The sequence below is a fragment of the Kineosporia mesophila genome (assembly GCF_021129235.1).
Classification (GTDB): Bacteria; Actinomycetota; Actinomycetes; order Actinomycetales; family Kineosporiaceae; genus Kineosporia; species Kineosporia mesophila.
This window is the reverse complement of the sequence record NZ_JAJOMA010000007.1, coordinates 51,777-65,834: the sequence shown is the minus strand read 5'-3', so window position 1 is coordinate 65,834 and position 14,058 is coordinate 51,777. Positions and strand designations below refer to the sequence as shown.

Sequence of the window (14,058 nt, the reverse complement as noted above, 5' to 3'; positions counted from 1 at the left end):
CGGTGGCGGGTTAGGTTCCTAACCCGCCACCCGTGGATGGCAATGTTGGGTCTGAGCTGCAAGGAGTTAGGAGTTAACCCCGTTAGATCGGTGCTGGTCAGCGTCCCGAAACGGCGCTGAGAGCCGTTTCGGCGCCCGTCCTGGCCGGCTAACTGGCCAGCAGTGCCGGGGGTTCGCCGTCCTCGCCGTCGCCGGATCGGCCGGCGGTTCCGGGGTCGGGCCGGCGGGCGATGGCGTCACGGACGGTAGCGGGATCGAGGGGGTAGCGGTTGCCGGTCGAGGGGACCTTGATGCCGTGCTGGTTGGCCAGGATCGCCCGCAGGCTCTTGCCGTTCAGCTCCCGGTACGGGCGCCAGCCGGGGAACGCCCGGGCCAGCAGCGCGGGGACGTCGGCGGCCGGCACCGGGTCGGCGCCGAGCACCTGGTCGAGATCGGCCAGCAGATCCCGGACCGCCGGCGCAGCAGCGATCGGGCGGGTTCTGCCGGTGCCGGGCACGGCCCGGCCGCGGTCGGCGATGGCCTTCATGGCGCGTTCGATGATTGGGGTGATCTGGTCGTTGTCCTTGTCGACGTCGATGAAGTAGACCTGCACGATCTCGGATCGCTGCCCCGAGAACCCCTTGACCACAGCGGTTCCCCGGTCGGTGCCCGGGATCAGCTCGGTTGCCCGGTGGCCGGCACGGAAGGCACCCTGTCCGAGCAAGGCGTCGTTGGCGACGTGGTCCCCGACGGCGAAAGCAATTCCGTTGGAGCAGTTTCGGGTGACGTCACGCGGCATGGAGTCCTTGGTCGGGGCCTGCGTGGAGACGAACAGATGGATGCCGCGCTTGCGCCCGAGCCGCACGATGTCGACCAGCAGCCGGGATGCCTCCTTGCCCAAGTCGGGGTGCTGGATCAGGACGTGTGCCTCTTCCAGCAGGCACAGCAGCGGGTGCAACCCGACATCCTTGGAGGCAAGCTCCCTGGTCACCGAGGGAACCTGGTACTTGACCAGCAGCTCGCCCCGGGCCTGAACCTCGGAATGGAGGTCGCGCAGATCTTGCACGATCTGCTCGAGCTTCTCGTCCTCGGCGCCCATCACGTACCGGGAGCACCGGGGCTTGAACGCCTCGAAATCGAAGTTGGCGTCAGGCACCCAGATCCGTAGCTCGGCCGTGGGGTCGAGGGCAGCGCCGGCGAACACATCCCGGGCCGCGGACGACTTGCCCTGCCCGGGCATCCCGCCGCCGATGGTGTTGCGCTCCATGATCGGGGCGACCACCGGCTCACCGCGCAGGGTCTTGCCGAACGGCACGCCCTTGAACACGTCGCACTTGCCCTCGCTCAGCAGCGGGTACTCCCCCGCGCCGTCGGCCAGGGCGCCTTTGTCGGCCGCCCACAGGTCGAGGATGCCGGCCTCGGCGCCGGTGGTCGGCCATACCTCCTTGGCCTGCCGGTACAGCCCGCCGGCCAACTGGGCCCGTTTCGTGGCGACCTGCTCGGCCGTCACCCCGGCCGGCAGACGAACGACCGCGTGCGTCCCCCGCCCGTCTCGGCGGGCCGGAGTGATGAACTGCAACGGAGCCACTTTCAGCGCCGCCGTGATCTGCGGGATCCGCAGCGCCAGGAGAGCTTGAGCGATCGTGCGCTCATCAATGGCCACATCGACATCCGCCTCGGACGCGGTTGCCAGCCAGGACGGCATCGGCGACCGACGGCGTCCCTCATTCCACAGCGCCGCCACCACGATCCACGGGAACGCCACGACCAGGGGCGTCCACGCCACCGTGACCACGATCGCCAGCACGTTCACCACGGCCAGGAACGCCACGATCGGCCCCAGCAGCGCGCCGGCATCCCGCCGGGCACAGGCCAGCAGGATGCCCAGCCCGAGCAGGAAGAAGAACAGTGAGAACGTGCCGACGATAAGCCCTTTGGCCAGGACGAAGGGCGCGGCAATCCAATCCATCGTGCGCCGGTGCCGGGCGTTGCGGAACGCCTCGGCGCGGGTCTCCCACTCCGACAGCAACTCGGCGTTGCCGGACAGCTCCGCCGACCGCATCATCCGCTGATGCCGCGACGTCGTGCCGGCCTCCCACAGCCGTTTAGTGAGGCTCAGGGCGCCGCCGGGGACGTAGAGGACGTGCCGGGCCAGCACCTTGGAGGCGGACACGCTGCGATCGCTGGTGATGATCGCCCTGACCACCCGCACCCCGGACACCGCACCGGACATCGGCCCGGACACGCCACCCGCCGGGAAGGGCGGCAACACACGCCCCTCCAGCACCTCCCGCACGGCCGGAGCGTCCGGGGCGGTGTCCGCCCGGTTGTCCGGGTCGTTGTCCGGGTCCGTGTCCGGGTCGGCGTCGTCCTCGGCGGCCGGCCACCACTGGACCGATGCAAGCTCGCCCGCCGGCCCAACCTGCGGCGCCGGGGTGGGAGTGCCGTACTCCGGCCGGCCCGCCTGCCCCGTCGCCCGGGCGAGTTCGTGCGGTTCGTGAACGTTGCTCATGATGCATCCCCTTCCGTGAGCAGTGATCAGGCAGCCAGGTCCGACGGCTCGCCCGTGGCGGGCAGGTCGATGGACGTCTCGGCCGAGATCTCGGCCGGCGCGGTGTTGAGGTGCCGGCGGACGGTGCGGTCAGTCACACCGACGCGGGAAGCGATCTTCTCGACCGTCCACTCCGGGTGCTTGGCCCGCAGCTCGTGCACCTTGGTCGCGGTGCCGACGCTCTTGCGGCCGGCCGTCGCCCGGACACTCGTCCGCGGCTTGCGGGCCGCGACCGTGTCGCCCTGGTCGTCCGCAGGGACGGTCCGGGGCGCCGGGGTCGGCAGGTGCCCGGTCGGCGCCAGGGCCTCGGCGATCTCGGCGACCGCGTCCGCCGGCCAGGACGGGTGCCGCTCCCGCACCGCGTTCACGATCACGGCCCGCTCGGTCCACACCTCGGCGTCATCCGGCCCGGCCGCGTCGCCCTGGTCGTCGCCCTCGACGCTCGGCCCGACCACGGCCGGCCCCTCGGTCACCTCGGCTGTCTCGGTCACCAGGTGGTGGAGGGCGGCACCCATCCCGAGCACGGCCACCGGCAGGCAGGCCACCACCGCGGTGATCTGCCAGGGTGCCGAGACCATGCCGGCCGCCGACATCAGGTGGTAGGCGACCTGACCGGCCGCGCCCAGCGCCAGCGACCCCAGCGCCGAGGCACGGGCGAACCGGGTGGCCCTGTCCGAGGTGCCGCCGGCCAACCACACGTTCAGCGCGTACGCCGCGTACGTCTCCACCCCAATCGGGAGCGTGATCGCCGTGTCGATCGTGAGGGTGTCCCAGATCCCGGGCAGCGGCTTCACCTCACCGAACCCGGTCAGCCGGCCCAGCTCCACCCAGCCCGACCAGATCGCCACGAACGCCGGCAGGGCCAACAGCAGCACCGGCCACGCACGTTGGCTCCCCTCGACCCGCGTCCTCTGGTTGGTGTTCTCGATCATCACTTGCCCTCCCCATCCGCAATGACACCCGTCAGATGCGCCGTCACTAGCCGCATCTCGTTCAACCGCGCCGTCAGCACCTGCACCTGTTCGATTGCCTCACCCGTCGCCGTCCGCAAGACCGCCATCTCGCCGGCCACATCAGCGCCGGCGTCATGCCCAACCGCCCCGGTCTTCGCCGCCCGCGCCAGCCACCCATAGCCCTGCCGTAGTGCCTGCTCCGAGCCCGCAACCGCCGTGGTCAAGTGCGCAATCACGGCGTCCACATCGGCCGGCCAGACGTACCCGCCGGCGGTGCGCAAGGTGGCGTGGTTCAGCGACCGCACCGCCTCGGCCGCGTCGTCGGCGTACTGATCCGGCGTCTTGTTCGTCCGCGCGTTCATGCCGCCTCCCCGATCTCGTGCTCTCCGTGGCCGGTTTCGCCGGCCGGTCCGTCGTGGCAGTCCACGCACTCGCCCAGCACGACCGGGATCACGTAGCCGGCGTCCTGTTCGCAGGTCGGGCAGATCCGCCGCGCCCGGTTCGCCGCCGCCAGGGCGCGCCACCGGCCCGGCGTCATCGGCCGCTTGGGCTTGGCCGTGGTGAGGTCATAGAGGTGAGCCACCCAACGGCCCCGGGGACGGGCCACACCCGCGACCGGCCGGCAGCCACCGGGGCGCAGGCCCATCGCGCTCAACTGCCGCAGCGTGGCCAGACCGGAGGGCGCCATCCCGTACCGGTAGGTCGGGCACTCCCCCGCCGTCACCGGCATGACCCGGTTGTCCAGAGTCACCCCGGCCGGGCTACCGCCGCCGGCCACCATCCGCGCCACCGTCGCAGCAGCCTCGGCGCTCAACGGTCGCGCCGGCATCAGCACGGCTCCCCGGTGTCCGTGGCCAGGAGCAGCCCATCGGGCCGGCCGGTGTCGATCCCGTGCTGAACCCGGCCGTTCAGACACCGGACGTCGACCACCCGATGAACCGGACGGCCTATCTCGGCCGCGTCGTCACCGGAGACAGCCCTGATCACGAGCGTGGACGGGATGGCAGACACGACCACCGCGAGCAGGCCGGCACCGATGCGGCGAACGGTCGCAGAGGCGTGCCGAGGCTCTGAACTGCGGATATGCGAGGCAACCGAAGTCATGCCGCACCGCCAAGTGGTCCACCGCTGAACCAGTCGCGCGGCTGCCCGCCCAGCTCGCCGCGCACGATCGTTGCGCCAGTTTCGGCCTGCGACAGTCGCCGCCGGCCCAGTTCCGAAGTGCCGTCGTCGCCGGTCAGAGCCATTGCGATCTCGGCATCAACCACGGCGAGGTCCGCCGCGATCAGCGGCCATTCGGCCTCGATCTGCCGCAGCTCGGCCCGGCTCGGCCCGTTCAGTGAGCGCCAGGAATGCATCAGGTTCCCCATCCGTTAACCAACTGGCTTAAGCCAGTAAGTGGCTTGAGCCAGTTATAGCGACATGGCGGGGGAGAGTCAACAAGTGGCTTGAGCCAGATCGCCTAGACTCCTTGATCACAGGACCCGAACGGAGAGCCCAACCCATGAGCACGCAACGCGAACTGCCCCCGAGCCGCCGCATCGCCGAGACGCTGCGCCGGGCAATCGCGGACGGCACCTACCAGGAGGGAGACAAGCTCCCCTCCGAACGAGTCCTGGCCGCCACCTACAACTCAGCCCGCAACACCGCCCGCGAGGCAATCAACATCCTGGCCACGGAGGGCCTGGTCGACGTCCGGCACGGGTCGGGCGCCTACGTGCGCCGGCAGGTCCGGATGATCCGCCTCGGCGCCGAGCGATATAGCGAGAGGACACGCCGGGAAACTGGCCTGTCCCCGTTCCGCGCCGAAGCACTCAAGCAGGGCAAGACCGTCCGAGTGGACGTGCCAGACATCAGCCGCGTCATTCCGCCGGCCATCGTCGCCGAACGCCTAGCGGTCGATCCCGAGTCGAAATCCGTTGTGCAGCGCGTTAATCACTACTACGCCGATGACGTTCCGGTTCAGATCGGCATCACGTACATCCCGTGGGAGATCGCCGAAGGCTCGGTGCTGGCGTCCGAGGCCAAGACCGGAACCGGCAGCATCTACGCCCGTTTCGCCGAGCTCGGCCACCAAATCACTCGTGTCCGTGAGGAAATCGCCGCTCGGATGCCCCGCCCGGAGGAAGCGCAGATCTTGCGCACCCCGCCCGGTGTCCCCGTCCTCGATGTCGTTCACACCGGCATCGACCAGCACGGAAAGCCTTTCGAGGTAACCAACTTCATCATGCGATCCGACTTGACCGGACTGGACTACTCGATGGCAGTGGAGGACTAGTGCCCGACGAAACGACCGCAACCAGCCGCATCCGGCCCCGGACCGCAGAAGATCTGCCCGCCCTCGGCGCGCTCCTGGTGCGCGTGCACGAGCTCGACGGCTACCCGGTCGAGGGCGTCGACGACCCGCAGGCATGGCTGAAGTCAGACCAGGAGCTCGCCGCGCTCACCGCGGAGAAGGACGGCCAGGTCGTCGGGCACGTCATGCTCAGCTACCCCGGCCCCGGTGATGCCGGCGCCGAGGAGTGGACCAAGCGCTCCGGCGAGCCGACGGACCACATCGCCATGGTCGGCCGGCTCTTCATCGGCCCCGAGGCCCGGGGCGATCGGCTCGGCGCCCGGCTCACCGACGCGGCGACCGAGATCGCCCGCAAGCTCGGCCGGCGGGCCGTGCTCGACGTGATGGCGAAGGACAAAGCCGCCATCCGCACGTACGAGAAGCTCGGGTGGCAGCGGATCGCCGAGGTGGAACACGCCTTCGGCGACGGCCAGAGCGTACCGGCCTACGTCTACGTCTCTCCCCTGGAGTAACCCACAGGCTCCCCTGTTCGCCGGCCTCAGACGGGGGCAGGCCGGCGAGGCGCGCAGGGGAAACGTCGCCGTCCGGGACCGGGGTGCAACCCGGTCCCGGACGGCGACCAGCAGGCAGGGCGTCCGTTCCGGCATTACGCCGCTCCACCGGACGACCCGACCAACAGCTCCCACCGCCCCGGTGAACATCCAAGAGTCCTGGCGCGGTGGGGGCACCATCGTGGCGCGCTGACACTCCCTCCGTCGAGTCGCGTCACGGGCAAGAAGGCTCCGGCCGCGTCCTCAGCGCTGATGGCTTACCAGCGCCGGGCGCGGCCGGAGTTTTATGTCTGACGAATCGCTAGGTCCAGCGTTGCACTTGCCGCCGCCAAGAGGCAGACGACAGCATTTCCCGCGTAGGCAACACAAGTTAAATATATTAAAGAAAAGCTTTCCTGAGCCACCTCTCTCGATCCGCTTCCTCGCGTGCCATCTCCTCGCGAACCATTCGCTCCCGAACAGCCAACTTCCGGGCTATGCGTTGCATACGAATGGACTTCACGGTATAGCTCCAAGTTGCCAAACCTATGATCAAGATAACTTCGATACCCAAGAGATAATCAAGGATAGTTAATCCCAAAACATCTGGTGGGGTGAAGACTTGCCGAATTGTAAGCACGGCTACAAGAGCCGCCGCCAGTTCGAGGGGGCTTGTGGCAGAGTCCAAGAATCTTGGACGGACACTGTAAAGCGTTAGACGCCATGCCAATTTATGTCTTCTGATTTCAAATCCCCGAACTGCGAATGCAACAATCAATGCAAAGGGGCTGAGTGAGATTAGCGATATGAACGAAGCGTCTTGCGCCTTCCTCGACAATTCAATGTTTGCTTGCGTAATTTCTCCAGACCTCCCCGGACGATATACGGTTGCCCGCGGCCGAGCGGCCACCCACATGGTGTCCTCTATATTCCAATCGCTCAAGGTCGGCGCACCGGTAACATTCATAACTACGGTTGGCCCAGACTCGATTCTGTTAGCACCATAGCGACTTATCCAACGTACGTCGTCACTAAACACGACTTTCGCGCCGAGATAGGTTGTGTAACTGTCAAACGGAAAGCGCCGCCCTGGCCCGGAGCCGAAGGGTACTGTGAATGCATGTCCCTCCGGTGCAAGCAACGGGGCGGAGCCTGAGTGGGAAAGGGGTCCGTCTACTCGGTATGCTTCCAACTCCTCGAAAGAAATCTTGGTAACTGCTAAATGATTCGCTAACAACCTCACTGAGGCATAAGATTTCTCGTACTTCGGCTTCAACCGTCCGGATGAATCAAATACGGGAGACCCGTCTTTTCCAAGAAGTCGCGACTTCCAATTCGCGCCTGAAACCCATGACATGTAGAGCGAACCACTCATTGTGCGCTCAGAGGTAGAAACGGAACCTAAGTCAAGGCTTATGGCCATAAAATCGTCATAGCCAATTATGTTCGATGCCCGTCCAATCTCCCTATCAGTAGATTCCCGATCGCGCTGGAGTTCTAAATGCGGAAAGGAGAGGAGCGCGAAAATCATCCCGCCGATGCAACCAAGGACCGCGCATAGGATAATTCCTTTTACATGGAATTGCCTAGCCAGCGATTCAAGTAGATTCTTATTTGGAACTCGCTGCGCCCATCTAAAGTCCACGACTTTGACTCCCGGAGTTTGGTTCCTTCAATTTGATCAATTGGCGGCCTCAACAGAGCTTTGAATCATCGCTGTATTGGCTTAGGCGACGAATAGCTTTGCAAATCTCAATCTCGGCACACTTACCTGGTGAGACCCAGGACGTCGAAGAACGCCCTGTTCCTCTGCCTTGCCGAGATCAGCAGTCGATCGAAACTTACAACTTCAACGTAGGCATTAAAACTCTTATTGTAACCGAAGTAGCCGATGCCATCATCAGTCATGGTCAGATCTCTCTGTTTACAACGCTTTATCAATGAAGGCGTGAGATCTGCAATTACGTAGCAGAAAGCCGGTATGCTTTCAGGCGCGTTCACTGGCCGGCCGGAAGCTGTCCGAACAATTCCGGCGCGCACGAGCTCCAAATAGTTGAGGCATTGCTCAATCGGATCTTTTTCCGAGCCGGCCGCCATGTCATTACGCATGGGACGTTTGATTTCGATTATGGATATCGACGCACTCTTGGCCGGTTCTCCATCGGCAATTAGGACACGATCAAACTGGCGAACGGCGAATAGATCCGGCTCCTTCGTGGAAGCGGAACCCGTAACCGGCATGGCACTCAATGTTTTATCTGAAGCAAGATAATTATGGAAGGTGAGCCGTTCATCGATAAGCCACAGGTTATTTGAAGCGAAAGATGCGTCGTTCGAAGTCGTGCCCATAGACATGATCAGATTATGAACCACATCCTCCCGAGAGTATTTTTCGTCGTCCTGTTTTTCAATTGCCTTGGCTAGAATCTCAATTATTACCTTGCGGTGAGATACATACCCGGCAAGATCTGACATCTTGATGTCCTCAACCTTGGCAAGATATCCCTTCAGACGCTCCTGATATCCATCGGTGTCGAAGTTCAGCAGGTTTATATCAAGGACCTCTTGCCCTTCTTTCAGAACTTCTAGCTCAATCTCCCTTAAGCCCTTGTGGAGCTCCAGCTCCAATTCTCTTTCATTGATCTTTGGATCGACCGTGAAGCCATTTTCGTCAATTCTTTGCAAAACGGGACGGTAGCGGGGGGCCTTGTTTTCGATGAACGCTTCGACTCGATCACGTATATCGTTTTGTGCACCGACAAGGCTCGCCATCAGAAAGGTCTGGATCTCAGACAAAATCTTCTCTCTGATTTCCGACTGCGAGATATCGACCTCCTCCATATCATCAAAAGCATCCTGGTCTTCATTTCTTCCCGGACTGGGCAACTCGTCCAAGTCGAACCCCGTCCTCTCGGACCGAACCTTATTATCCAAGAATGGGGAAACTAAGTAGCCAGAATAAGTAAATTTCCCGTGCTCATCTGTGAGCGCGCCGTGCAGACCCGGCAATTTTCCCGAGATGTTCTCGGAAATAACGACTCGGTTTGCAGCACACCAGTTGAGCTGCGGCACGTCTTGAGATCGAGCCTGAACCTTCAAATGCACAAGATCAAACCTTTGCCCGCGCACCTCAATGTCCTGGATTGATTCAACGGACTGAATGAAATCCGAATATTTAGCCTTTAGATCTATAGTCTCACCATTATCGACGACGAGAATATCCGGGACTCCACGCTGCCTGACGAAATACCAAAGACAATGCTCCAGCAGGTCACGCGCAATCGTGTCTGGAAGCTTTCTGGATTCACTCTGATACTTCTTGTGAAAGTTGACGAGATGAACGATGGTTTTAGGCGCAGCGTTCGACCCGGCGACCGCGGGCCATTCTTCACGCGAGATACCTTCTTCAGTGCTGAACCTAAATTTACGACACTTGAGCCCGTCTTCTGCTCTATAAATACTTTCTACGTCCACATGATCAAACGCCTTCAACCAGAGCAGTCGCCCTACACCTCGGCAGCCCTGGCTTTGCTTGTATTCACTGTCGAGAGTCTGAAAGGATTGCATATTTTCGTTATCAAATCCTGCGCCGTTGTCTTCGATAACGAATCCAATGATGGGCTCGCGAGCACTACGACCAAAGGTTGCCAGATCCCCAGGGAAGGGCTGCATAGTCCGTTCAATGGTGATCGTTATCTTGCCACTAGATAGATTGTCGAAGGTCGCGTCGATTGATTGAATCGCGTTGACCACAGCCTCAAACAAGGGCAATAAGCTGTGCGCTTTCGGTAGCGGCGTGTTCCTCAGTCGCCCACTTAGCGATGCACTGATCAGCACAAATCCCCCGTTGGGTAGTCCACGACCGCCACGATAATAAAACACGATTAGGCTACGCCAACTCTTGAGCAAGTGGGAGCCTTTCGAGACGTGTCCTCATTAGTGTCATGTCGCGACAATTTCGTCGCACCCAGAATCCTGGCGGCCACGTCAGTCACCCATCGGCACCCGCCCCAGTCAGCACCAAGGGTCATGGTGTCCCACCTGTCCCCACTGTCCCGAAATCGCCTTCACCTGCGCCGATGGTCAGCCGGTCGGGGATAGCTAGGCCCGAGTATCCCCAGCCAGTCTCCCTGTCGAACAAGCGTTCAAGGAGCGCTCGGCGATAGGCAAGGTGATGCGCGGTGGAGCTCGGAGTACCGCAACAGGTCCACCCTCAGGAGCGATCACGCGCGCGGATCCCGCGATCCCGGTGGTCGCCACCCTCCGTTGGTCCGGGGCTGGTCTCGGCTGGTGCCGGCCTCCGCCCAGGGCTGGACCGACGACGCTGCGCTGATCACTTGGACAGCGCCGCGAGGGATGACGCTGCTTGAGGGGTGGGTGTCCCTGGCTGACGCGTTCCGCGGCGCTGCCGCCAGGGCGCACCTTCTCGCCGCCGGGATACCGGCAGAACGGCTGGAGGCCGCTCAAGAGACGGCCAGGTGCTCCCAGTGCGCCTACGCAGAGTGGTTACGAGCTGAGGAGACTGCGCTCAGCCAGCCACCACACCGAGAGGGAAAGACCGGCTGAAACAGGCGCGCCGACTGTTTCAGCCGGTTCCGGAGTGTCGGGAGAATCTGGGGAGATGATCTTGGATTGCAGGCCGCACCCGGCCAACGCAGACCAACGGATCCCAACGCTCTGAACTGCGGAAACCTAGTGCTCCCGAGATGGCGTCAGCCTGCTAACGCTATTCGGGACGAAGAGGCCGCAGGTTCAAATCCTGTCACCCCGACAGCAAAACTGCCGGTCAGTCGCACGTCGACTGACCGGCGGTTGTGGTTTGTGGCCCTCGCACGACCCGGTGTGCGACACCTGGGCGATCCCAGCGACTTGAGCCGTACCGACTTCACCGATCCGGGCAGTCCGAGACCGGGCGACTGGGCACCGACAAAACCGATCCTGCGTCACGACGTTCTTACCCTGAGTGCCGTTTGCCTCATTTGATACTCTCTGACCTGCGGTTATGGGAGGGGTCCGATGAAATCGCGGGTGGGACGATGGCCATTGGCTGGGCGCAGGTACGCGAGTGGAAATCGTCCGAGGTGGAATTGGCCTCCAGGGCCCTGATGACCGTCGAAGAACAGCTGGTGCATGTCGGCGAAGACCTGGCCAAGGTCTTTCCCGAGCACTGGGACGGCGGCGCCGCGACGGCCGCTCGAACCGCGCTGGAGCAGTACAAGGAACTCCTCGAAGACCGGATCGCCGAGGTCACGGCTGTCCGGCGGGCGCTCGACGACGCGAGTGACGCGGTGCAGGGCGTCGAGCAGGCCGTGAGCATCGCGGAGAAGTTCGCCGAGGACAACGGCCTGGAGTTCGTCGGCAACAGCGTGTTGGACGTCCGCGGTGTCACCGATGTCTTCGAGACCGAGCACGACGCCGACCTGGCCCGCGAGATGCGCACGCGCCTGGTCGGGGAGTGCGTCGCCTACGTCGAGGAGGCGGTGCGCCGCGGCCAGGACATGGACACCGATCTCGGCAGCGTGCTGAACGGGCAGGTACTCAGCGGAGCCCTGGCCGCGATCGACTACCGCAGCCCCGACGATGCGGAAACGCGCGGTGAGAAGGCGGGTGCGGCCGACATCTACGGCCAGCCCGCGAAAGACGCCACACCGGCCCAGGTCAAGGCCTGGTGGGACGCGCTCACCGAGGACGAGCAGAAGGAGATCGAGGAGAAGCACCCGGAGTGGCCCAATAACCGCAACGGGCTTCCCTCCGATGTGCTGGACCGGGCCAACAAGGCGATGCTCCCGAAGTACCAGGAGCAGGTGAAGAACGACCTCGAGAAGGTGCGTGACAAGCTCCGGCACACGCTGCCCGACGACCTGGCGCGGCAGTACGAGCTGCGCCGGCAGCTCGGCATCCTGGAGAAGAAGCAGGCCTCGCTGAACGAGGTGCAGAAGATGATCAACGACGCCGACCAGGTGGCCGAGGAGACCGGCATCCCGAGCGATCTGATGGTGCTCAGCCTGGACATCAGCAAAGAACGCGCCCAGGCCGTGATCTCGCACGGAGACCCGGACACGGCCGACCACGTCGGAGTGTTCACTCCCGGCCTCACCTCGACGGTGGACGGGATGGGCGACTACGTCGAGCACATGCGCAACATGCGGGACAAGGCCGAGACGAGCCTGAACCGCGACGCCGCGACCAAGGGTGAGTCGGTCGCCATGATCACCTGGCTCGGCTACCAGGCCCCGCAGATCTCACCGGAGAGCCTCGCGAACCTGGACGGCACCTCGGTCGCCTCGTCGGGCACGGCGAAGGCGGGCGGCGCCTCACTGGCGAACTTCTTCCAGGGCATCGATATCAAGAACTCCGGCGCCGACATCACCGCCCTCGGGCACTCCTACGGCTCCACCACCACCGGGTACGCGCTGCAGCACGCCGGCACCGGCGTCGACCGGGTCGCCTTTTTCGGCTCACCCGGGCTGGGGACCGACGACGTGAACGACATCAACGTGCCCACCGGCCAGATCTACTACGAGGAGGCCCGGCAGGACGGGGTCGGCGACCTCGAGGCCTTCGGCAAGGACCCGACCGAGATGAAGGGCGTCACGCAGCTGAACCCGGAGGCGTACGACGATTCGGACGAGGGCCACCTGAACGCTGTCACCGGGCACACGGCCTACCTCGACGAGGGCTCCACGAGCGCCCACAACCTCGGGTCGCTCGTGGCCGGTCAGGAGGAGAAACTCGTGCTGGGCAACGACAATCCCCAGACCGGGGAGGCCTGGAAAGACCGCCTGGACAGCGCCGTGGACACAGCTCGTGAGATCCGCGACCTCCCCCGTAACCTCAGCGAGGCGGTCGTCGCCGGTGCCGAGCGCACGGCCGAGGCGGTGCAGAACGGTGCCCAGCGAACTGTCGACCTGGTACAGGAAGGTGCCGAGCGCACGGCCGACACGGTGCAGGAGGGGGCCGAGCGCGCCGCCGACGTGGCTGAGGAAGGCGCCCGCCGACTCGCCGAGGGTGGTCTCGAGCTGGCTCAGGAGGGCAACGAAATGCGGAAGGAAGCCGGCAGCATCTACGAACAACTGACCCGCGGGCTCGTCTCCGGACCGTGGGAGAAGCGGTGAGGCCGGGCCGGTTCCGGGCCCGCCGGGCGGGCCTCGTGATCGCTGTCGTGGGAATCGCCCTGATCGGGGCCGGATGTGGAGAGACAAGCATGATCAGCGAGTCGTCGTCGAAGGAAGAGGCCCTGCGGGAGCTGCAGAGCCGGCCCTCGTTCGAGCAGGCCGATCGGGACCAGAAGGCCATGCTGGGCGAGATCCGTTCCGTGTATGAAGATCTCGCGCCCACGGTGAAGTGGGACCGGCCTGGGCCGCGGGTCGTCTCGGGCGGCACCTGCCTGGCGCCCTTCCGGCAGATCGACGGGGTCCGGTCGTACACCTACGACGCCGGTGTCGGCGAGGGCAACACCCCTGATGCCGTCTGGCCCGAGGTCAAGCAGAAAATGCTCGACATCGCCGCGCAGTACGGGTACACCGAGGTCAACCAGATCAGCGACGAGCCCAGGAAAAGGGTGTTGACCGTGGGCAACGGCATCGGCGGCACGCTCGAGGTGGGCGAGTACGACAACACCACCATCACCGTGTCGGGCGCCTGCTACCTGAAAGACACCAAGGCGACGGAGGAGACGACTTCCTCGTAGCGCGTGCCCTGTTCGTGACCGGACACGTTCTCCCGGCCATTCTGTCGGTGGTGCCTGCC

Annotated in this window: 9 protein-coding genes and 1 pseudogene; 4 read left to right on the top strand and 6 right to left on the bottom strand. The window is 64.1% G+C overall.

Annotation, left to right across the window (positions count from 1 at the left end):
- Positions 1–148 precede the first annotated feature (148 nt).
- The 5 genes and pseudogenes from LR393_RS11770 to LR393_RS11750 all read right to left on the bottom strand — a co-directional run bounded on the left by LR393_RS11770 (position 149) and on the right by LR393_RS11750 (position 4,853).
- On the bottom strand, positions 149–2,491 hold the full coding sequence (locus LR393_RS11770) for an FtsK/SpoIIIE domain-containing protein (protein WP_231483891.1): 2,343 nt from the start codon (positions 2,489–2,491) through the stop codon (positions 149–151).
- Between the two features lie 527 nt (positions 2,492–3,018).
- Positions 3,019–3,417, bottom strand: a pseudogene (locus LR393_RS36985) (ABC transporter permease); the annotation flags it as partial.
- Positions 3,418–3,461: 44 nt separating this feature from the next.
- Positions 3,462–3,845, bottom strand: coding sequence for a hypothetical protein (locus tag LR393_RS11760; RefSeq protein ID WP_231483889.1), 384 nt, complete (start codon positions 3,843–3,845; stop codon positions 3,462–3,464).
- Positions 3,842–4,312: an RRQRL motif-containing zinc-binding protein gene (locus tag LR393_RS11755; protein ID WP_231483888.1), complete on the bottom strand. Its 471-nt coding sequence runs from the start codon at positions 4,310–4,312 to the stop codon at positions 3,842–3,844. Before LR393_RS11755 ends, LR393_RS11760 begins: the two co-directional genes overlap by 4 nt.
- Positions 4,313–4,583: 271 nt before the next feature.
- Complete coding sequence (locus LR393_RS11750; protein ID WP_231483887.1) at positions 4,584–4,853, bottom strand: DUF6284 family protein; 270 nt, start codon at positions 4,851–4,853, stop codon at positions 4,584–4,586.
- Positions 4,854–4,987: 134 nt separating this feature from the next.
- Between LR393_RS11750 and LR393_RS11745 the strand changes: the two genes are divergently transcribed.
- Positions 4,988–5,761, top strand: a complete 774-nt coding sequence (locus tag LR393_RS11745; protein ID WP_231483886.1) for a GntR family transcriptional regulator — start codon at positions 4,988–4,990, stop codon at positions 5,759–5,761.
- The gene (locus LR393_RS11740; RefSeq protein ID WP_231483885.1) at positions 5,761–6,291 is read left to right on the top strand and encodes a GNAT family N-acetyltransferase; all 531 of its coding nucleotides are present in this window, start codon (positions 5,761–5,763) and stop codon (positions 6,289–6,291) included. The genes LR393_RS11745 and LR393_RS11740 overlap by 1 nt, the downstream gene beginning before the upstream one ends.
- 1,785 nt (positions 6,292–8,076) lie before the next feature.
- Here LR393_RS11740 and LR393_RS11735 read toward each other — a convergent pair.
- A complete protein-coding gene (locus tag LR393_RS11735) occupies positions 8,077–10,191 on the bottom strand; it encodes a hypothetical protein (RefSeq protein WP_231483884.1) in 2,115 nt (704 codons plus the stop codon).
- A gap of 1,154 nt (positions 10,192–11,345) precedes the next feature.
- Here LR393_RS11735 and LR393_RS11730 point away from each other — a divergent pair.
- Together LR393_RS11730 and LR393_RS11725 are read left to right on the top strand one after the other, a co-directional pair.
- On the top strand, positions 11,346–13,424 hold the full coding sequence (locus LR393_RS11730) for an alpha/beta hydrolase (RefSeq protein WP_231483883.1): 2,079 nt from the start codon (positions 11,346–11,348) through the stop codon (positions 13,422–13,424).
- Complete coding sequence (locus LR393_RS11725; protein ID WP_231483882.1) at positions 13,409–13,999, top strand: LppA family lipoprotein; 591 nt, start codon at positions 13,409–13,411, stop codon at positions 13,997–13,999. The genes LR393_RS11730 and LR393_RS11725 overlap by 16 nt, the downstream gene beginning before the upstream one ends.
- The last annotated feature ends 59 nt before the right edge of the window (positions 14,000–14,058 follow it).

Bases quoted from the DNA above. Each gene is read 5' to 3' on its own strand.
- LR393_RS11760 (WP_231483889.1), bottom strand. From the start codon at position 3,845: ATGAACGCGCGGACGAACAAGACGCCGGATCAGTACGCCGACGACGCG.
- LR393_RS11745 (WP_231483886.1), top strand. From the start codon at position 4,988: ATGAGCACGCAACGCGAACTGCCCCCGAGCCGCCGCATCGCCGAGACG.
- LR393_RS11770 (WP_231483891.1), bottom strand. From the start codon at position 2,491: ATGAGCAACGTTCACGAACCGCACGAACTCGCCCGGGCGACGGGGCAG.
- LR393_RS11755 (WP_231483888.1), bottom strand. From the start codon at position 4,312: ATGCCGGCGCGACCGTTGAGCGCCGAGGCTGCTGCGACGGTGGCGCGG.
- LR393_RS11750 (WP_231483887.1), bottom strand. From the start codon at position 4,853: ATGGGGAACCTGATGCATTCCTGGCGCTCACTGAACGGGCCGAGCCGG.
- LR393_RS11730 (WP_231483883.1), top strand. From the start codon at position 11,346: ATGGCCATTGGCTGGGCGCAGGTACGCGAGTGGAAATCGTCCGAGGTG.